17 protein-coding genes and 1 pseudogene are annotated in these 20,087 nt (G+C 40.5%); 16 read left to right on the top strand and 2 right to left on the bottom strand.

The annotated features are described in order from the left end of the window. From KQI58_RS21300 to KQI58_RS21285, 4 genes and pseudogenes are all read left to right on the top strand, one after another. Positions 1-246, top strand: a pseudogene (locus KQI58_RS21300) (hypothetical protein); the annotation flags it as partial. Positions 247-309: 63 nt separating this feature from the next. After that, positions 310-987, top strand: coding sequence for a DUF2922 family protein (locus KQI58_RS21295; protein ID WP_216410952.1), 678 nt, complete (start codon positions 310-312; stop codon positions 985-987). Between the two features lie 184 nt (positions 988-1,171). Then, a complete protein-coding gene (locus KQI58_RS21290) occupies positions 1,172-1,954 on the top strand; it encodes a hypothetical protein (protein WP_216410951.1) in 783 nt (260 codons plus the stop codon). Between the two features lie 171 nt (positions 1,955-2,125). Next, complete coding sequence (locus tag KQI58_RS21285; RefSeq protein WP_216410950.1) at positions 2,126-2,626, top strand: flavodoxin family protein; 501 nt, start codon at positions 2,126-2,128, stop codon at positions 2,624-2,626. Between the two features lie 45 nt (positions 2,627-2,671). On the opposite strand, the gene KQI58_RS21280 is transcribed toward KQI58_RS21285, so the two are convergent. After that, on the bottom strand, positions 2,672-3,478 hold the full coding sequence (locus tag KQI58_RS21280; protein WP_216410949.1) for a Cof-type HAD-IIB family hydrolase: 807 nt from the start codon (positions 3,476-3,478) through the stop codon (positions 2,672-2,674). Positions 3,479-3,720: 242 nt separating this feature from the next. Between KQI58_RS21280 and KQI58_RS21275 the strand changes: the two genes are divergently transcribed. The 4 genes from KQI58_RS21275 to KQI58_RS21260 all read left to right on the top strand — a co-directional run bounded on the left by KQI58_RS21275 (position 3,721) and on the right by KQI58_RS21260 (position 7,292). After that, positions 3,721-4,923, top strand: a complete 1,203-nt coding sequence (locus KQI58_RS21275) for a multidrug efflux MFS transporter (protein WP_216410948.1) — start codon at positions 3,721-3,723, stop codon at positions 4,921-4,923. A gap of 303 nt (positions 4,924-5,226) precedes the next feature. Further along, positions 5,227-5,820 carry a hypothetical protein gene (locus tag KQI58_RS21270; RefSeq protein WP_253296073.1) on the top strand — a complete coding sequence of 198 codons (594 nt, stop codon included), beginning with the start codon at positions 5,227-5,229 and terminating at the stop codon, positions 5,818-5,820. Between the two features lie 277 nt (positions 5,821-6,097). After that, the gene (locus tag KQI58_RS21265; protein ID WP_216410946.1) at positions 6,098-6,898 is read left to right on the top strand and encodes a hypothetical protein; all 801 of its coding nucleotides are present in this window, start codon (positions 6,098-6,100) and stop codon (positions 6,896-6,898) included. A 193-nt stretch (positions 6,899-7,091) separates the two neighbouring features. Then, the gene (locus KQI58_RS21260) at positions 7,092-7,292 is read left to right on the top strand and encodes a helix-turn-helix transcriptional regulator (protein WP_216410945.1); all 201 of its coding nucleotides are present in this window, start codon (positions 7,092-7,094) and stop codon (positions 7,290-7,292) included. Between the two features lie 483 nt (positions 7,293-7,775). On the opposite strand, the gene KQI58_RS21255 is transcribed toward KQI58_RS21260, so the two are convergent. After that, entirely contained in the window at positions 7,776-7,955 is a 180-nt protein-coding gene (locus KQI58_RS21255; protein ID WP_216410944.1) for a YjzD family protein, read from the bottom strand. 198 nt (positions 7,956-8,153) lie between these two features. Between KQI58_RS21255 and KQI58_RS21250 the strand changes: the two genes are divergently transcribed. From KQI58_RS21250 to KQI58_RS21215, 8 genes are all read left to right on the top strand, one after another. After that, entirely contained in the window at positions 8,154-11,411 is a 3,258-nt protein-coding gene (locus KQI58_RS21250; RefSeq protein WP_216410943.1) for a DNA polymerase III subunit alpha, read from the top strand. A 141-nt stretch (positions 11,412-11,552) separates the two neighbouring features. Then, a complete protein-coding gene (gene pfkA / locus KQI58_RS21245) occupies positions 11,553-12,515 on the top strand; it encodes a 6-phosphofructokinase (RefSeq protein WP_216410942.1) in 963 nt (320 codons plus the stop codon). Positions 12,516-12,584: 69 nt separating this feature from the next. After that, positions 12,585-14,369: a pyruvate kinase gene (gene pyk, locus KQI58_RS21240; protein ID WP_216410941.1), complete on the top strand. Its 1,785-nt coding sequence runs from the start codon at positions 12,585-12,587 to the stop codon at positions 14,367-14,369. Positions 14,370-14,670: 301 nt separating this feature from the next. After that, positions 14,671-15,225 (top strand): YceD family protein, encoded by a 555-nt coding sequence (locus KQI58_RS21235; protein ID WP_216410953.1) that lies wholly within the window; start codon positions 14,671-14,673, stop codon positions 15,223-15,225. A gap of 59 nt (positions 15,226-15,284) precedes the next feature. Then, positions 15,285-15,464, top strand: coding sequence for a 50S ribosomal protein L32 (gene rpmF / locus KQI58_RS21230; protein ID WP_010740070.1), 180 nt, complete (start codon positions 15,285-15,287; stop codon positions 15,462-15,464). 336 nt (positions 15,465-15,800) lie between these two features. Beyond that, positions 15,801-17,222 (top strand): NADP-dependent phosphogluconate dehydrogenase, encoded by a 1,422-nt coding sequence (gene gndA, locus KQI58_RS21225; protein WP_216410940.1) that lies wholly within the window; start codon positions 15,801-15,803, stop codon positions 17,220-17,222. Positions 17,223-17,329: 107 nt separating this feature from the next. Continuing rightward, positions 17,330-18,016, top strand: a complete 687-nt coding sequence (locus tag KQI58_RS21220; protein ID WP_216410939.1) for a response regulator transcription factor — start codon at positions 17,330-17,332, stop codon at positions 18,014-18,016. After that, positions 18,013-19,518, top strand: coding sequence for a HAMP domain-containing sensor histidine kinase (locus KQI58_RS21215; RefSeq protein WP_216410938.1), 1,506 nt, complete (start codon positions 18,013-18,015; stop codon positions 19,516-19,518). Before KQI58_RS21220 ends, KQI58_RS21215 begins: the two co-directional genes overlap by 4 nt. The last annotated feature ends 569 nt before the right edge of the window (positions 19,519-20,087 follow it).

Here is a 20,087-nt window from a genome sequence, read left to right as displayed (position 1 = left end):
GAAGAATTGACAGAAGCGGATTTCTCATTTGTATTGGCCGATCTTGTGCGTCACATTTTTATGCGCACACGATCGAATAGCGCACTGCGCCGTTATTATGTCTTCTTTACAGAATATTTTGAGAAGAAGGAATGGCGTTTATTAGAAATCAAATTGTTTCCAGCGAAAACTTATGTTGCAGAAAAGCTGAAAACGTTATTTACACAATTTATCAAAGAACCGTTGGCAGGATTAGTCGGTTCATGACGAAGACCTGCGGAGAAAATGGAGAAACTATACAGATAAAGGAAATTAGGAAGGAATGGAACGATGCAAACAACCTATACATTAGCTGCAGAGTTTGGTAAAAGCGATGGCAAGTCCCATCGGTTGCGCATAAAGGATTTTGATTTCACCAAATCAGCAGAAGAGATTAAAACGTCACTAACAAAATTAACGAAACTAAAATTATTCGAAAAAAATGGTGTAGAATTATTTCAAGAAGTCCGCCGGGCCAAAGTCATCAAAAGAACGGAAAGAATGATTTTTGAAGATGGAAAAGTGGCGGAAAACGCAGCACAGCCTCAGACTGAACAAATGGCGGCTGTCCAAACAATTGAAGAACCAATACAACAGGTGCAGGCACCTGACAGCAAGAAAATAGTTCAAGAAACCATCCGTATTCCGGAGGACTTAACCATTACCGAAGAATGGCCTCAGCCGAACTGCTTGATCCAAACAATTGAACTGCCAAGGGGCTATCATTCGTGGGATCTGAATGAGAGTCAAGCCTTTATGTTGATCAATGCGTGTTTTCCAGCGGGAATTGAACCAATGGATATCAAAGCAGACGACGAATCCGTCCCAGCGAAGCTGATCGTCACGGGAAAAAGCTTGGAAGAGGCACCACAGGAGTCGATCGTCACCGCAGTGAACAAGGAATCACCACCAGCGAAACCTAAGAAAAAACGAAAACGGTTACTCGAGCGAATTCGCAAGCGTGAATAACTAATTGTGTCCAGCTCATCAAAAAATCCAACGTTGGTATGAGCTGGAGCATTAAATAAATTTTTTTAAACTTGGTTTATGTCGATTTCGCCAAATATTCGCCGGATTTTTTCTCTGAGACCTATCATTCGACTCATTCAAACTTTTTTAATATGCTAAAGAAAAAAGATTTGAGGGAAATCCGATGATGAAATTAATGGTGGAGATTGATCATGATACAACAAGCATCCAATTTGATGAACAAGGGATGATGGTGATTTACCGCAACTTGAAAAAGCTGCCAAACTTGACCAAGGATCAACTCGTACTGTATTTCAAAGGCCGTGAAGTGCAGTCAGTCGATTATGGTCAAGCGATTGATAAAAAAGTCCTGAAAGAAGCGGATAGTCTGGTGACGATCAGTGTTCCGTGGGACATCGAAGGACGTGACTTAGCTCAACAAATGCTGGAGGTCTGGCAAAAAAACGCGCTGAAAACAGCGGGGTTATTTGAAGAGCAGAAAATTGCCGCGAACCACTATCCGATTGTAGCAAACTATCAAGAGCTACTTTTTGAGCTTTTGGCTACGTTTGGCTACGAAAACGAAAAGATCAAAGCTAAACCAGCGAAGGCTCAGCATCGCTGGAGTAAGAAAGTCAGTGAGATTCCATTTTATATTGATTACAATGATGCAAAAGGGGAAGTTGTTTGGCAAAAGCGCAATGAAATGCGGCTGTTGGCTGGTGCGAAACTAACACAGGAAATGCCCTTGAACAAAGATGGTTTGGTGGGATTTAGTGCGCGCTTAACCGAAAAATTGAGAGCGGATTATGCGGATAAAATCTCAAACTATACAACAACAGAGGATATTGTCTTAAAGAGTGTGAATGAAGTCGGTATCTTTCTTTATTATGCCGGAACGAATGGTTGGCTCGTCTTGAAGGATAAGGATGGCAAAACGATTGATGAATATACCGTGGTAAAATAAATAGAAACTCAGTCTGAAATGAAATTGGCTTATTAGAGGTCAATTTCTTTTTTTGTTTAAAAGGATCAATAAAGGTGGGATCTCGGAAGAAAAGTTGACTAGGCTTTTCCATTTGCTATTGAAATTCTCCTTGTTATCAGTGTACCATCAAGGAAAAAGGGAGTGATTGGTATGAAATTAGCGATCATCTACTATAGCGAAACCGGACAAACGAAGGAAATGGCAGAAGTTATCGCAGAAGGTATGCGGAGGGTCGGCGGTGAGGTCAGACTGTTCTCAGTTGATGAAAAAATCGATGACGCGTATGTGTCAGCCTGTGATGGTGTCGTATTTGGGACGCCTACTTATATGGCAACGAGCGCGTGGCGAATCAATCAATGGTTACTAGAAGATAGCAAGTCTATTTCCCTTGCTGGAAAGCTAGGCGGTTGTTTTGCAACAGCCCACTATGCACAGGGCGGTAGTGACAGCGCGATTCTTTCAATTTTGGGAATGCTATTGGTTAAGGGAATGCTGGTGTATTCCGGCGGCTCTGCTTATGGTCAGCCTTTTATCCATCATGGCCCAGTAGCGCTGGATGCGGTAGGAACCCACTATGAGGATGCCAAAGAAATGTTTGAAATATTTGGACAACGCTTTGCAGAAAAGGCTATCGAATTATTTGAAAAATAAAAAAAGCTGAGGATGGAGAAATCAAATGATTTCCACCCTCAGTTTTTATAAATCAAGATATTTCGTTAAGTAATCGGCCATACCGTCTTCGCTATTAGGCTTTTCTGTGATGTCATTGGCAACCGATTTTAATTGATCCGTTCCATTCGCCATCGCCACACCCCAACCCGCAAATTTCAGCATATCCACATCATTGTGTTCATCGCCAAATGCGAGGATGTCTTCTTGCTTCATGTTAAGACTTTTAATCACCCGTTTAAGACCATGGGCTTTTTGAATGCCTTTGGCAACGACTTCCAACATCGGATTTGGTCCGCCCCAGGTATTGACTTCGACTTCATGTCCAAATTGCTGTTTTAATTCTTCGGAAACACTGCCGACATTTTCAGGCTGGCTACGTAATAAAACAGACGTTGGATTGGTTCGCAAGGTGTTGACCGTTAATAGATTATCATTCGTCGCAAAATCACTGGCGAAGAAATGCTGATCGAAGAAATTTAAATCATCGATAAAGAAGGTCTCGCGGTTTTCAGCGGCGATGAAATCTAGCTTCAGGTTTTTCTTTTCCGACATAACATCGAAAACGATCTTCCGATTAACAGAAGTTTCCTGCTCGTCTGCCCATTCTTTTCCGGGAAGGTGAACAAGGGCGCCGTTAAAATTAATCATCGGCGTTGTTAATTGTAATTGTTGATAAAAGTTTTTACTCATGCGGTAAGGACGACCAGTGGCAATCACGACTGTGTGACCATCTTCAATCGCTCGACGCAGAGTTTTTGCTGTTTTATCAGTGATTTTAGAATCTTGATTTAGCGTAGTACCATCTAAATCAATGGCAATCAATTTTTTCATAAAAACTCCTACTTTTTATTTATTATTTATTCTTTTGACAATCTTGCTTAAACAAGAGAGAAATAAACATCATTTCGATTTGTTTTAGTCTAGCACATCCATTAGAAAACGCAACCGTAGCGCTTAAATAATCAGAAAATATTAGAAAATTTTCAAAGTCCCTGAGGGTAGAAAAAAGTCTTTTTACGGGGATTCTGCTATAGTATAGGAATAGAAAATGTAGAGAAAGGGGATTCAAAAAGATGGCAATCAATTGGCGGCGAAATCTTTTGATTTCATGGATCGGTTGTTTTTTTACTGGTGCCAGTTTCAGTTTGGTGATGCCCTTTTTACCAGTCTACATTGAACAACTGGGAACACCGAAAAATCAAGTCGAGTTGTTTTCTGGCTTGGCGATCTCGGTAACGGCTTTTGCAGCGGCGATCGTTTCTCCGATTTGGGGAAATCTGGCGGATCGAAAAGGGCGGCGCTTAATGATGATTCGGGCAGCAGCTGGAATGACGATTACGATGGGTTCGCTGGCTTTTGTGCCGAATGTTTATTGGTTGCTGATCATGCGTTTTATGACTGGTGTCTTATCTGGCTATGCCCCAAACGCGACAGCGATGATCGCTTCTCAAGTGCCGCGTCAAAGAAGCGGCTGGGCATTGGGGACACTTGCGACCGGCGGGGTAGCCGGAAACTTAATTGGTCCTTTGATCGGCGGGATGTTGGCGCAATGGTTTGGATTACGGAATGTCTTCATTATTACCGGAGTTATTTTACTGATTTGTACCTTCTTGACGGTTTTTATGGTGAAAGAAAATTTCCAACCGATCGAAAAGGAAGATGTCATCAGCATGACAGAATTGCGCAAGCGAATCAATTATATGCCGATTCTGATTGGCTTATTTATCAGTTCATTGATTTTGCAGGTCGGAGCGACTAGCATTAGCCCAATCTTGACGCTGTATATTCGGGATTTGAGCGGCTCCAGCAGCAATGCTTTAGTTATCAGTGGATTTATTGTTTCAATCGCTGGGGTGTCGGCGATTGCTTCTTCACCAACATTGGGGAAAATTGGAGATAAGATCGGGAATCACAAAGTCTTACTAGCAGGGTTAGTCTTGTCTTTGCTTTGTTTTATTCCAATGGCCTTTGTTAAAACACCTTTCCAACTGGGTGTTTTGCGTTTCTTCTTGGGATTTTCAACCGGCGCGTTGATGCCTTCGATCAATACTCTTATCAGCAAGATCAGCCCGCCGGAAGGAGTCAGTCGGATTTTCAGCTATAATCAAATGTTTAACAATTTTGGTCAGGTTATTGGGCCGATGCTAGGTTCAACCGTAGCTCATGCGATGGGCTATCCAGCAGTATTCTTAGTCACTAGTGCTTGCGTTTTTGGAAACATTATTTTAAGTGTTTTTAATTTCCGTAAACTGTTAGTGACCAAGACAAAGATTTAGTTTAGTGGAATGAATAGGATAGTAAGCGGGATTATCAGTTTAGGTAATCCCGCTTTTCTTAGGAAGTCGCGATTATTTACTAAGAAAATCTTAAAATTGGAAATTGACTATTTTGTTTGATTAAGAAGAATTGTTTACTGATAAGACGCTATCTATTACTTTTATACTTTATTTGAGTTAAAAATTATATATATTTTGGACTGTATGAATAGTAAAATTGAGGCATAATTTAATTGAAGAAAGCCAAGCTAATGAAAACCGTACGAATGTATAAGGGTGTTAGGGAAACAGGGAGGGGTACCCATGTTGAATGAAGAAACTATTTTGCGAGAACTGAAGAAGTGTTATTACCGTGAAGGCGAAGACCAAACGTATGAAAAGGATAAGTTTTTAATGGAAATGCTTGTCGCGAGGATTGCTGGTTTGTTTGATGGGAAGGATCCGATTTTTTGGGCTGGTCATGAAAAGAGCATTAATATCTGGGCAGCAACGCCTGTCAAAAGTCCGACTACTTTAAGACTGTGGGAACTGTTTGGTCCTAGTGATGCGAAGTTTATTTTTTTGACAGCTGAAAAGGCCGTTTATATCAATGTGGTTCGTCTTTTAGAGGAAGAAAATCAGCTCTGCTATGAGGCCAAGGAGATTCATTCGATTTTATGCGGGTATTATTGGACCAAGAAAAAAGATGAAATCAGCCGCAGAGCTGTTCGGATTGTAGCAGAGGAACACAGTGATTTTCATGCTTCGGTAACTATTTCAAATGCAAGTTATACTGATCTTGTCAATGAAATCCAAACTGGTCCTGTGAATCCAATTAAGGAAAAGGTAATTATTTTGGAGGATACGGATAGTATCAAAAAATACCATGCCACCTCAATTCGTAGAAAAAGCAGTTAAAATGAGGGGAATCAAAATCGTTCTGCTTGAAAGGCTGTCAGTTTGAGACAGTCTTTTTTTGCGGCTGAAAGGATGGAAGACCGACTACTTTTCCTTTTTAGTTGAACGAGATAGTTTGATCTAGTGAGGATATTTAGTGAATGCGTAAGATTTTTTGGTGATATACTTAAGGTATTATGAAAGTCTTCATTCAGGCATTGTTCGCTAGTTAATTGTTATAGGATCGTTTATTTTACGCTAACCAGTGTGAAAGAAATCAAGTGTAAAAGGAGTTATTATGTCTTACAAACGTATCAAAATGGTGGGCGCCAATTGTCCGACCTGTCAACGAAAATTAGAAATTTTACTGAAGGATGGTTCACAGGAAGCATTATGTATTTGCTTTCGCTGCTGCGGAATTTATACATTCGATGGTCAGGAGCTGCATAAGCTTGCTAATGGAAAACAGGCAACGAATCAGGAAAAAGCAGCTTTGGCTGGACTTGTTCAGGCCTTACCGGAAAAGCATCACTATATGGGTAAAGGAAGTCAATTACGTCAAAAGGACTTTGGATATCAACGCAGCTGGCTGAGCTTAGCAGAATATGAACGGCAGTTTGGTGAGGCTTTGGGGTTCAATCAATGCGACTTACGAGAAAGTGCTGCAAGTTGTAAATGGTGTGGTCAACGTTTGCCGAAGGGGCGTCGGTCATTTTGCAAGGATAGCTGTTCTCGCAATTATTCGAAAGCCACTTTCACGAAACGGACTATGGCGAGTCTGCCTTATCGAATTGCCTGCCGTGATCAGTTCTTCTGTCAAATCAGCGGGGCAGATCTTGCTCAATACAATCGGCATGGGATACGTATTCCTGCCAGTAATGGCGACTTGGCAATTCATCATTTAATTTATGTCTCACAAAACGGCACCGACTATGAGCAGAATCTATTGACTGTTTCTGCCGAAGTGCATCGAGCCTATCATTCCGGTGATGCTGAAATAGTAGCGCTTGTTCATAAGATTCGAGATCAGCGGTTGGAGAAATTCGGTGGGAAAATGCAGTTTGATTCTTCAGAAAAATATAATCGCGAAAACGAATAGCTTTTATGATCGTATGAGAGATACTTAGTTCTGAAATTTCGTTTTATCTACAGCTAAATCCTTTTCACTTCTTTTGGATACACTGTCTAAAAGTAGTGAAAAGGATTTTTTGTTTTAGCTTATTGACAAAATGTAACTACCCCATTACTATATATGTAACGAGGTGGTTACATAAAGAATCGAGGTAGATACTTTGATAAAGAATCGAATTAAGGTTTTACGAGCAGAACGAGATTGGACGCAGGCAGATTTAGCAGAAAAGGCTGGTATCTCAAGGCAAGCGGTCATTTCGATTGAGAAGTACAAGTATACGCCGTCATTGGAATTAGCATTTGATATCGCCAGGGCATTTGGAGTAGATATTAATGAGGTTTTTAAAAAGGAAGAGGATTAATTTATGGTATTAGGGGTATTGGGAAGAATAATCACAATAATTTATACATTAAGCATGATCGTGTTTATAATTTTGAGTGAGAACTTCAATAAATCAAAGACAAGAGAATATAAGAATGATGAAAGATGGAAACTTGTTAAAAATAAGGCTAACACCGTGATTTTAAAGTATTATAGTGCCATCTCATTAGGCGTCACACTATTGTATTCGTTAAACATTTTTGTGCCAAAACAATATTTACCAAGCTTGTCGTTCGAGAATTTTGTAACCATCGCGCTTTACATTGTGCTGTTCAGATATGCGGTGGAATACTTGGCATTAAAACATTTTGATAGAGTAATATAAGAGGAAATTGAAGTAAGAAAAAATCGTATGCAATTTTTCAAAACTATCATTTAAGGTGGAAATTAGATAATTAATCTTCAATAGTTTCCAACTAGGAAAAAAACAAAAAACCAGTTACAATATAGTAACTGGTTTTGTTTATGCTTTGGCTTTTTTTGGTGAAACAAAACACGCAGCAACAAGTGCGATAACTCCAACAATTAGAGAAATAATCGTAGATAATTCAAAGTTATAAGAAGCACTTTGCAAGGCACCGCCTAGATAACAAACGGCTTGTCCAATTGCGAAAGCCCAAAATAATGTAACTAGATATTTCATCAAGAGCACCTCTTTTCGCAAATATATCTAGGTTCAGTTTAGCATTTTTTTTGAAAATGTAAAGAAAAGACCTATGAAAATAAGCGGAAAATCTAAATAGAAAACCGGTAATTTTTGTTGAGTTTTAGCGTCAAAAATTTCGTGCTATACTTGTTAGTTGATTCATCGATAAAAATATTACGTTAATAGGAGGAAATCATGCAAATACCACAACTTTATACGAAAACTTCCTATTCATTATTGAAAAGTACGTTAACGATAGAAGAATATGTCTCAGCAGCCAAGGAACGCGGGTATTCTGCGATCGCGATTACGGATGAGAATGTTTTATATGGCGCGGTCGAGTTTTTCAAAGCCTGTAAAAAACATCAAATGAGCGGGATTATCGGTCTGGAATTGGATTTCTCATTTGGCGAGTCGATTGAAAGAATTGTGTTCTATGGGAAAAATGTCGCTGGTTATCAGGAATTAATGCGTCTATCCAGCACACGGATGATGACAGAAAAACCGCTGACCTTAGCAGATTATAAAATTGATGCGAAAAATCTAATCAGTGTCTTACCAGTAGACAACTTATATGATCCAAGTGAAGCAGTCTTCTCACAGATCGCTGACCTTATCAACGGAGAATTCTATCTAGGAATCTCATCAAAAACAAAGACCTCCGAATTGTCAGAAAACTGGCCGAAAATAGCGATTCATGAAGTGGCTTGTTTGGAATCGGAACAGGCTTTTGCGATAAAAATTATGGGGCACATTCAAAACGGGACTCAGCTTCCTCGGGAAGAATTAACGAATCAATTAGGTGATAACTATTTAATAGAGATGTCGCAATTGATTGCTGGCTTTGAAGATGAACAGGCATTAGCCAATGCACAGCATTTGGCAGAGCTTTGTCAATTTGACTTGCCTTTGCATCAGAAATTGCTGCCACATTATCCAGTACCGAACCAACAGACAGCGGATGCTTATTTGCAGGAGCTTTGCTGGCAAAAGCTGCCAGAGCGCATTAGTGATGTGACAGAGGAATACCGCCAACGGCTGACGCGTGAATTGGGAATCATCCATAACATGGGCTTTGATGATTATTTCCTGATCGTCTGGGATGTGATGGATTATGTGCATCGCAGCAAGATTGTCTCTGGCGCCGGACGTGGTTCAGCGGCAGGTTCGCTTGTGGCTTATGTATTGAGTATCACGGATGTTGATCCGATCAAATACAATCTTTTGTTTGAGCGTTTCTTAAATCCTGAACGAAACAGCATGCCCGATATCGATTTGGACATTCCTGACAATCGTCGGAACCAAGTCCTACATTATGTTCATGAAAAATATGGACATTTTCATGTTTCCCAGATCGCGACATTTGGAACGATGGCTGCGAAAATGGTGTTGCGAGACGTTGGACGAGTGTTTGGCTTGTCGCAAAGTGAAGCCAATCGCTGGTCAAAGGCTATACCAAATCAGTTAAAAATTACTTTGCGGGAGGCTTATAACAAATCTGAGCCATTAAAGCGATTAGTCGCCCATGATGAACGAAGTAAATTACTGTTTCAAACAGCATTGACTTTAGAAGGCTTGCCACGGCATGTCTCTACTCATGCCGGCGGAGTAGTGATCAGCGATGTGAACTTGATTAATGTCGTGCCGCTGCAAAATGGTTCTGAGGATATTTTATTGACCCAGTTTACGATGTCTGACGTGGAAGCTATCGGACTGCTGAAGATGGATTTCCTAGGACTGCGGAATCTTTCCATCATTGACAATGCCCAGCAAAATATCCGCCGCGTGTATCATGAAGAGCTGGATTTGAAAAATGTCCCCTTAGATGATCCAGAAACGCTTGCGTTGTTCCAGCGAGGTGAGACTAGTGGCGTTTTCCAATTTGAATCAGCAGGAATTCGTAAAGTTCTAAGAAATCTTCACCCTACATCCTTTGAAGATATCGTAGCGGTGAATGCCTTGTATCGCCCAGGTCCGATGCAAATTATTGATCAGTTTATTGCTCGAAAAAATGGCAGGGAGCAAGTAAGTTTCCCTGACGCTTCAGTGAAGGAAATCTTGTCACCGACATACGGGTTTATTGTGTATCAGGAGCAGATCATGCAGGTGGCTGCCCAGATGGCTGGCTTTAGTTTAGGTGAGGCGGATATTCTGCGTCGTGCTGTCAGCAAAAAGAAAAAAGAGTTATTAGATGAAGAAAGAAGACATTTTGTCGGTGGAGCTGTCGGTCGCGGACACAGTCAGAAGAGCGCCGAAGAGGTGTATGACTACATCGAGCGCTTTGCCAATTATGGGTTTAACCGATCCCACTCGGTAGCTTACAGCTTTGTTGGTTATCAAATGGCCTATATGAAGGTCCATTATCCCGGAGCATTTTACACTGCATTGATGCAATCAGTAAGGAATGATCCGAAGAAATTGCGGGAGTATATTGCCGAAGCCAATCGAGCAGGTGTGAAATTATTAGCACCGGATATCAATCGCAGCAGCTATAGCTTCACATTAGTTGAGAAGGACCTGATCCGTTTTGGATTGGATGCCATTAAGGGCATGCGTCGTGATTTTGTCAGTGATATTTTGACCACCCGCAAGGAGGAAGGACCGTTCAAGTCCTTGGATCAATTCTTATTACGAATCGAAACCCGCTGGCTGAAAAATGAGTATATCGCACCGCTGATTTTTATTGGTGCTTTTGATGAACTGCATCCGAACCGTCGTCAGTTAGCCGATGGGTTGGAGGGGAAAATCCAAAATGTTCAATACAGCGGCGGCAGTATGTCCTTGCTAGATATGATGAGCTTGAAGGAACGACCATCTGAGGATTTTTCATTGGCTGAGCGGTTGAATTATGAAGAACAATATCTTGGCCTTTATGTTTCTGGTCATCCAACTGAAAACTATCCTAAACTGTTGAAACAAAAGGATTTACAACCCATCACGGAGCTTTCTGTCGGCAGTCATGGGAAAATTCTCTTCTATTTAAAAGAGCTGCGTGAGATTCGTACCAAGAAGGGCGAGCAGATGGCTTTTTTGACAGGCAATGATCAAAGCGGCGAAATATCTTTAACTGTTTTCCCGCAAATCTATCGACGCTTACGCAAAGAGCTCGAGTTAGAAAAAGTCTATCTCGTTCAAGGCAAAGTCGAGCGCAGTAAATATGATCAGGCGCTCCAATTATTAGTGGAAGAAATGATTCTTGCGCAAGTAGCAGAAGAGGACATCAGTGATAAAACTTTGTATTTGCGTGTGCAGGAAGCAAAAGATTCTCCAGAAATTCAGCAAGGAATTGCCGAAAGACTTCAATTATCACCTGGAAAAGTTCCGGTTGTAATCTTCTATGAAAAAAATCGACGGAAGATTGTGCTGGATAAAAAGTTTTGGGTGGGGATTAATGACACCCTGTTAAATGCTTTAAGTGACATATTAGGGGAACAAAACGTCGTAATAAGATGATTTCTTGTAACTTTCAAAAACTTTTTGCAAAATACCGCTTTTTTCCCGTGGACATCCCAAGACTTTTGGGATGTTTTTTGGTAGAATGTACCATGAATTAAACGATGTATGTTTTTTTGAGAATACTTATGAGGTGAGAAAATGAAACGCATTGGAATTTTAACAAGTGGAGGAGACGCTCCCGGAATGAACGCTGCCGTTCGTGCGGTCGTTCGTAAAGCGATTTTTGAAGGCATGGAAGTTTATGGCATCAATTATGGTTTTGCCGGTCTAGTCGCTGGTGATATTCGTCGTTTAGATGTTGCTGACGTCGGTGACAAGATCCAACGAGGCGGAACTTTCTTATATTCAGCTCGTTACCCAGAATTTGCTACTGAAGAAGGGCAATTAAAAGGGATCGAACAATTGAAAAAATTCGGTATTGAAGGCTTAGTTGTTATCGGTGGTGACGGTTCTTATCATGGTGCGCTAGCTTTGACCAAACATGGCTACCCTGCCGTTGGTATCCCTGGAACAATCGATAATGATATCCCAGGAACAGACTTTACTGTTGGTTTTGATACAGCCATCAACACTGTCTTGGAATCTGTTGACCGCATTCGTGATACAGCGACTTCACACGTACGTACTTTCGTCATCGAAGTAATGGGACGTAACGCAGGCGATATCGCTTTATGGTCTGGTGTTGCCGGTGGTGCAGACGAAATCGTTATTCCTGAACATGATTTTGATATGGAACGTATCGCTAAGAAAATTCAAGCAGGCCGTGACCGCGGTAAGAAACATTGCTTGATCATTTTGGCTGAAGGTGTCATGGGCGGAAATGAATTCGCGGAAAAATTAGCTGAATACGGCGACTTCCATACACGCGTGAGTGTGTTGGGTCACGTGGTTCGTGGTGGTTCACCAAGTGCCCGCGACCGTGTATTAGCCAGCAAATTTGGCTCATATGCCGTTGATTTATTGTTAGAAGGTAAAGGCGGATTATGTATCGGTATCGAAAACAACGAAGTGATCGCTTCTGATATCGTAGAAACGTTGGAAAACAACAAGCATAAACCTGACTTGTCACTATACAATTTAAATCACGAAATCTCATTTTAATCTCGTTAATAATAGTGTAGAGCTATATATTATAAACAATCAAGAAACAAGAATGGAGCGTATTACGTAATGAAAAAAACGAAGATCGTTAGTACATTAGGACCAGCAAGTAACACAGTTGAAACAATCTCAGAATTAATTGAAGCTGGTGCTAACGTGTTCCGTTTCAACTTCTCACACGGAGACCACGAAGAACAACTTGCACGCATGAACATGGTTCGTGAAGCAGTTGAAAAAACTGGTAAAGATGTTGGTATTCTTTTAGATACTAAAGGTGCTGAAATCCGTACAACTGTTCAAGATACAACTGATGCAGATTATGGCCGCGCTGGCTATATTGAATTTAACGTAGGCGACAAAACACGTATCTCAATGGACCCAGAACATAAAGGGACGAAAGAAAAAATCGCTGTTACTTACCCAGGTTTATTCGACGATGCACACATCGGCGGACATATCTTATTCGATGATGGCTTGATCGACATGGAAATCATTGACAAAGACGAAGCAAACCGCGAATTGATCATGTTAGTTAAAAACGCTGGTATGCTAGGTTCTCGTAAAGGTGTAAATGCTCCTGGTATTTCAATCAACTTACCTGGTATCACAGAAAAAGATGCAGACGATATCCGTTTCGGTCTAGATAACGACATTAACTTCATCGCTGCAAGTTTTGTACGTAAAGCACAAGACGTTCTTGATATTCGTGAAATCCTTGAAGAAAAAAATATGACACACGTGCATATCTTCCCTAAAATTGAATCACAAGAAGGGATCGATAACATCGACGAAATCATCAAAGTTTCTGATGGTATCATGATCGCTCGTGGAGACATGGGTGTTGAAATCGCTCCTGAATTAGTACCTATGGTTCAAAAACGTATCATCAAAAAATGTAACTACGCTGGTAAACCAGTTATCACAGCGACTCAAATGTTAGAATCAATGCAAGAAAACCCACGTCCAACACGCGCGGAAGCATCTGACGTTGCCAACGCTGTATTTGACGGAACGGATGCTACAATGCTTTCTGGTGAATCTGCAAATGGTAAATACCCAGTTGAAGCTGTTGGCACAATGGCTCGTATCGATATGGAAGCTGAATCTGCATTGTCAGAATTAGGTTCTTTCCAAATCAACGAATTCGACAAATCAAACGTAACAGAAACAATCGGTCTTTCAGTAGCTCGCGCTGCGAAAAACTTAGGTGTTAAAACAATCGTTGCTGCGACTGAATCAGGTCACACTGCACGTATGATCTCAAAATACCGTCCAGATGCTGACATCTTGGCAGTAACTTTTGACGAACATACAAAACGCAGCTTGATGGTTAACTGGGGCGTATACCCAACAGTTGCTGAAAAACCAACAACAACAGACGATATGTTCGACTTAGCTGCTCAAAAAGCTGTTGACTTAGGTTTTGCTAAAGAAGGCGACTTGATCTTGATTACTGCTGGTGTGCCAGTTGGTGAACGTGGAACAACGAACGTAATGAAAGTTCAAATGATCGGTTCTAAATTATTACAAGCTCAAGGTATCGGTGAATCAACAGTCGTTGCTCATGCAGTTGTTGCTAAAAACGCTGAAGAAGCAATCAAAAAAGCCAAAGACGGTATGGTTCTAGTTGTTCCTACAACAGACAAAGACTATATGCCTGCAATCGAAAAAGCTTCTGCTTTAATCGTTGAAGATGGCGGATTGACTTCACATGCTGCTGTTGTCGGTATCGCTCAAGATATCCCAGTAGTCGTTGGCGCGAATGGTGCCACTTCAACCGTTGTTGATGGAGAATTAGTCACTGTTGACCCTCGTCGTGGAATTGTGTACCGTGGACAAACAACAGCGATCTAAACACTAGATAGTTGTTCCAACAAGAAATATCGGGACTGCGGCATTCATGCCACAGTCCTTTTCTATGAAAGATACAGGGGATCAGACGTGAGTATTTTTTTGGCGATGGACGTATCTTGGCTAGCTTTTTCGGCATTAAGCGAAAATCATTCGAAATCTGAGAACCGATTTAGAATGATTTTAGTCTTATTGCTCAAAATCTGACCGAGTTCGTACAGCCTTTCGAGGTGTCAAGAAAATTTCATTGACAAAGGTTTTTTCCACCTGTATAATATCGATTGTTGCTTAGGGGTGATGAATGATGAAATGGTCGATTGGCGAATTGCGCCGCTACAAAGAAGAAGCACTAAATTTTTCAGAAACGATCGATGTGAATTACGCATTGACAGCCCGTGATAATGAAGTCTTAGCAGTGACTCCGGTTACTGTGGAAGGAATCTTGTCTGTCGGAAAAAATGAATATATTTTACATTATCGGTTGAAAACTATTGTAACTGTTCCTTCAGCCCGCTCCTTAGAACCAGTTGATCTGCCACTTGATCTTTCAGTGGACGAAGTATTCATGACACGGGAGCAATGGTCTTCTATGGAAGAAGAGCGAGACGAAGAAATCCTTGTCTTAGACAATGATACGATCGACTTGACCGATTCTGTTGAAGATAATATTTTATTAGCGATTCCGCTGCAGGTTTTTACTGAAGATGAGCTGAAATCTTCTGACATGCCAAAAGGCAATGATTGGGAAGTCGTCAGCGAAGAAGAGTATTTACAGAAAAAAGAGGAATCGGCTGAAACAATTGATCCTCGTCTTGCGAAATTATCTGAGTTATTCAACGAATCAGAAGATGACAAGTAAGATTGGAATAAAATGTATCAGTAAATGATACTTCATTTTATAAGGAGGTGTAACACCCAATGGCAGTACCAGCTAGAAAAACATCAAAAGCTAAAAAGAACAAACGTCGTACTCACTACAAATTGACCATTAAAGGATTGAACGAATGTCCTAACTGTGGCGAAATGAAGAAGAGCCATCACGTATGTGCCAACTGCGGCTACTATGATGGAAAAGATGTTATGTCTAAAGAAGCATAAGCACTTTTTAATAGAGAAAGTCAAAACCTCAAGACTAACCATGGAGTCTTGAGGTTTTTTTCTTGGATTTAAAGGAGATAAAAATTTGTCATATTTGTGAAAAATCTATCGTTTTTATAAGGATTGGCAGGTTTTATCAAGGCTTTTTAGATTAAAAACACTATTCATTTTCCATTCTCACTTTCTTAGGATATAATGAGAATCGTATTGAGTATTATAGGATGCTAACTCTACTTGGTGTAAATACATAATCAGTAGAAGATTGCATGTGGTGAGAAGCCACCTTATTTTTCCTATAGAAAAATCTGCACATCAATTCGAACTAGGAGGATAATTATGTCAAAACAACAATTCGGCGTCGTAGGTATGGCCGTAATGGGGAAAAATCTAGCATTGAATATCGAAAGTCGCGGGTACTCAGTGGCTTTGTATAATCGTACTGGATCAAAAACCGAAGCGGTAGTAGAAGAACATCCTGATCGCAACTTAAAAGCGACATTTTCAATCGAGGACTTCGTTGCTTCAATCGAAACCCCGCGTCGTATCTTGCTGATGGTTCAAGCAGGTCCAGCGACTGACGCAACAATCCAATCACTATTACCACATTTAGATAAAGGCGATATTCTGATCGATGGAGGAAACACCTTCTTCAAAGACACGATTCGTCGTAACGAAGAATTAGCAAACTCAGGTATCAACTTCATTGGTACTGGTGTTTCTGGTGGTGAAAAAGGCGCATTAGAAGGCCCTTCAATGATGCCAGGCGGACAAAAAGAAGCCTATGACTTAGTCGCTCCAATCTTCGAACAAATCGCTGCAAAAGCCGAAGACGGCGAGCCTTGTGTCACTTACATCGGCGCAAATGGCGCAGGTCACTATGTGAAGATGGTTCACAACGGGATCGAATATGGGGATATGCAATTAATCGCTGAATCATACGATTTGATGCAAAACCTACTTGGTTTGTCTGTGGATGAAATGGCCGACGTCTTCTCAGAATGGAATAAAGGCGAATTAGACAGCTATTTAATCGAAATCACAGCGGACATTTTGACTCGCAAAGATGACGAAGGTACGGATAAGGCGATCGTTGATGTAATTAAAGATGCAGCCGGTAATAAAGGAACAGGAAAATGGACTTCTCAAAGTGCATTGGACTTAGGTGTGCCACTTCCACTAATTACTGAATCTGTCTTTGCACGTTTCATTTCTGCTTATAAAGAAGAACGTGTGGCTGCCAGCAAAGTTTTATCAGGACCAGCACCTTATAAATATGAAGGCGACAAACAAGAATTGATTGAAAAAATCCGTGAAGCATTGTACTTCAGCAAAATCATGAGCTATGCACAAGGGTTCTCTGAGTTACGTGCCGCTTCCAAAGAATTTGGTTGGGATCTACCATTTGGTGACATCGCGAAAATCTGGCGCGCTGGATGTATCATTCGTGCTCGTTTCCTACAAAAGATCACGGATGCCTACGATAAGGATGCCGATTTAGCAAACTTGATGTTAGATGACTACTTCAAGGAGATCACTGACAAGTATCAACAAGCCGTTCGCGAAGTTGTTGCAATTGCTGTACAAGCAGGTGTTCCTGTACCAACATTCTCATCTGCGATTACTTATTACGATTCTTACCGTGCTGAACGTTTACCAGCAAACTTGATCCAAGCTCAACGCGATTATTTTGGGGCACATACCTATGAACGACTTGATAAGGAAGGAATTTATCACTATAGCTGGTACCACGAAGAATAGCAGAAGTTATTTATAACTTTTACGCGAACTAACTATAGCTTTTTGAAAGTTTTAGCCCTATAATGATAAAGGTTTAATGAAATTCAACTTGGAAAGGAACTAAAAAAATGAGTAATATTCTGATCATTGAAGATGAGAAAAATCTAGCTCGTTTTGTCGAACTAGAATTGAAACACGAAGGCTATGATACAGAAGTTCATTATAATGGTAGAACAGGACTTGAAGCCGCTTTGGAAAGTGAATGGGATGCGATTTTACTTGACTTGATGCTGCCTGAATTGAACGGTCTTGAAGTTTGCCGCCGTGTTCGTCAGGTGAAAAATACACCGATCATCATGATGACAGCCCGTGACTCTGTGATCGACCGTGTTTCTGGTTTAGATCATGGTGCCGATGACTATATCGTCAAACCATTTGCGATTGAAGAATTGCTAGCGCGTTTACGTGCGTTGCTTCGTCGAATCGATATTGAAGGCGATAAGAATGTTGCTAAACAAACGACGATTACTTATCGTGACCTAACGATCGAAAAAGAAAACCGTGTCGTGCGTCGCGGAAATGAAATCATTGAGTTAACTAAACGTGAATACGAATTACTATTGACGCTTATGGAAAATGTCAACGTTGTACTTGCGCGTGATGTTTTACTTAATAAGGTTTGGGGCTACGAAACAGAAGTAGAAATCAACGTAGTGGATGTGTATATTCGTTATCTGCGTAATAAGATTGATGTACCAGGAGAAGACAGCTATATCCAAACTGTCCGCGGTACTGGGTACGTTATGCGCTCATGAGAAAATTTATCAAGAAACAACGAGAACTGAAAGGGCCCTCACTCACCATCAAGTGGGCCTTTACAAGTTCTTTCTTTATATTCGTGGTATTTACGATATTCGCTGTGATCACCTATAAGAGTTCAGTTAATCTGATCGTAACGAAAGAAAGAAACAACGTTGAACGCACAATCTCTGAAGTCACCTCCCGTTTAGCGAATGCAGATGAGGAGTTAACGTTGGTAAATACCTATCGAACGCTAACCGAATCGGACACACGCGATAATGCCATGTATGATCAAAACATGACCTTAGAGGGCAATATGATGCGGATTGATGAATTTATCTCAGAATTAGGACAGCGTCAATTGTCGTTAGATATTTATAATTTAGATAAAAAGCTAATTTTCAAAACTCAAAAGAATTATCAGCCCTTAGTTCAGACAAAGCACAAAGAGCCGACAATCGTAACGGTGGATGAGAAAAACGGCTTTTTGTCAGTAGAACCGATTTATTCGAAGAAAACACGCGAGAAGATCGGGTATGCACAGGTCTTTTATGAGTTATCTGATTTCTACGAGATGCGCAGTAAGCTCTTACTGACATTGATCGTGTTAGAGATAGTTTCGCTGCTTCTGAGCAGCTTCTTAGGCTTCTTATTGTCTTCATACTTCCTGAAACCTGTAAAAATCTTGCGAGATACAATGGAAATCATCAGGCAAGACCCACAGGCCGAAGTTCATGTACCTGAGATTACTACCAATGACGAGCTGTCTGATTTGGCCGTCATCTTTAACGATGTAATTGACCGTATTCGAATGTATATCGAACAACAGGAGCAATTTGTGGAAGATGTTTCTCACGAGTTGAGAACCCCTGTTGCGGTAATCGAGGGGCATCTGAACATGTTGAACCGTTGGGGGAAAGACGATCCAGAGATTTTGGATGAGTCGATTCAAGCCAGTTTACAGGAACTTGTTCGGATGAAGAGCCTAGTACAAGAAATGCTTGATTTGTCTCGGGCAGAACAAGTAGATGTGTATTACGGAAATGAGACTTCTAAAGCGAAAGACGTTACAAATCAAGTGTTTAACAACTTCAAATTGCTTTACCCTGAGTTTACTTTCACTCTTGATGACGATTTAGATAGCGAAAAAATTCTGAAAATCTACCGTAATCATTTGGAACAGATCCTGATTATTGTTTTAGATAATGCGGTGAAGTATTCGACTGACCGTAAAGAAGTGCATATATCAGTGTCATCAACCTTGAATAAGTTTGAGATCGCGATTCAGGACTTTGGTGAGGGGATACCAGACGAAGACATTGATAAAGTCTTTAATCGTTTTTATCGTGTCGACAAAGCTCGTGCTCGAACTAAAGGCGGAAATGGACTTGGGTTATCGATCGCTCATAAGCTTTTAGAGAGTTATAAGGGAAGTATCAGTGTCGAAAGTTCTGTCGGCAAGGGAACTATCTTTAGAATTTTTATCCCAATGGTAGAAGAAGAAACAGCTGAGTAGAACTCGGCTGTTTTTTTATGCGAAAGTTAAAAAAGGTTTTTGATTAAGATAGCGTTATTTTTGTTTTAAAATCGAACGTTATTTTAGAGTTTTAAATGAACGTTCGAAAAATAAAAAAGATTGAAAAAAACTACAAAAAATAGTTGCATTACTGCTTGAAGATTGCTATATTATTAAATGTTCCCACGAGAACAAAACATCTTGAAAAAAATTAAAAATAATTGTTGACGGATGAATAATCTTGTGGTATTTTTATAAAGTCGCTTGAACGAAACGCGAAGCAAACTTGTTTTTTTATCAAAAAGTTTTTAAATAAAAGTTGTTGACTTTTAAATAAAAACCTGATATGATATAAAAGTTGCTGAAACAAAGCGACAAACAATGTAGACCTTTGAAAACTGAACGAATAAAACAAACCAAATGTGTAGGGCGCTTCTATTATATAGAAGCAAACAACATAGCAAGCAATATGCTAGCAAGTCAATTATTACAATTGAGCTTAACAGTCGCAAGACTGTTTCAAACACTTTTTATGAGAGTTTGATCCTGGCTCAGGACGAACGCTGGCG

This window comes from Enterococcus raffinosus (genome assembly GCF_018917525.1).
Classification (GTDB): Bacteria; Bacillota; Bacilli; order Lactobacillales; family Enterococcaceae; genus Enterococcus_A; species Enterococcus_A raffinosus_A.
Note: the sequence above shows the minus strand (reverse complement) of the source record. Positions and strands in the feature narration are given on the sequence as shown.

Excerpts from the sequence above, each read along its gene's own strand:
- KQI58_RS21295 (WP_216410952.1), top strand. The coding sequence starts at position 310 with ATGCAAACAACCTATACATTAGCTGCAGAGTTTGGTAAAAGCGATGGC.
- KQI58_RS21290 (WP_216410951.1), top strand. The coding sequence starts at position 1,172 with ATGATGAAATTAATGGTGGAGATTGATCATGATACAACAAGCATCCAA.
- KQI58_RS21285 (WP_216410950.1), top strand. The coding sequence starts at position 2,126 with ATGAAATTAGCGATCATCTACTATAGCGAAACCGGACAAACGAAGGAA.
- KQI58_RS21280 (WP_216410949.1), bottom strand. The coding sequence starts at position 3,478 with ATGAAAAAATTGATTGCCATTGATTTAGATGGTACTACGCTAAATCAA.
- KQI58_RS21275 (WP_216410948.1), top strand. The coding sequence starts at position 3,721 with ATGGCAATCAATTGGCGGCGAAATCTTTTGATTTCATGGATCGGTTGT.
- KQI58_RS21270 (WP_253296073.1), top strand. The coding sequence starts at position 5,227 with ATGTTGAATGAAGAAACTATTTTGCGAGAACTGAAGAAGTGTTATTAC.
- KQI58_RS21265 (WP_216410946.1), top strand. The coding sequence starts at position 6,098 with ATGTCTTACAAACGTATCAAAATGGTGGGCGCCAATTGTCCGACCTGT.
- KQI58_RS21255 (WP_216410944.1), bottom strand. The coding sequence starts at position 7,955 with ATGAAATATCTAGTTACATTATTTTGGGCTTTCGCAATTGGACAAGCC.
- KQI58_RS21250 (WP_216410943.1), top strand. The coding sequence starts at position 8,154 with ATGCAAATACCACAACTTTATACGAAAACTTCCTATTCATTATTGAAA.
- pfkA (WP_216410942.1), top strand. The coding sequence starts at position 11,553 with ATGAAACGCATTGGAATTTTAACAAGTGGAGGAGACGCTCCCGGAATG.
- pyk (WP_216410941.1), top strand. The coding sequence starts at position 12,585 with ATGAAAAAAACGAAGATCGTTAGTACATTAGGACCAGCAAGTAACACA.
- KQI58_RS21235 (WP_216410953.1), top strand. The coding sequence starts at position 14,671 with ATGAAATGGTCGATTGGCGAATTGCGCCGCTACAAAGAAGAAGCACTA.
- rpmF (WP_010740070.1), top strand. The coding sequence starts at position 15,285 with ATGGCAGTACCAGCTAGAAAAACATCAAAAGCTAAAAAGAACAAACGT.
- gndA (WP_216410940.1), top strand. The coding sequence starts at position 15,801 with ATGTCAAAACAACAATTCGGCGTCGTAGGTATGGCCGTAATGGGGAAA.
- KQI58_RS21220 (WP_216410939.1), top strand. The coding sequence starts at position 17,330 with ATGAGTAATATTCTGATCATTGAAGATGAGAAAAATCTAGCTCGTTTT.
- KQI58_RS21215 (WP_216410938.1), top strand. The coding sequence starts at position 18,013 with ATGAGAAAATTTATCAAGAAACAACGAGAACTGAAAGGGCCCTCACTC.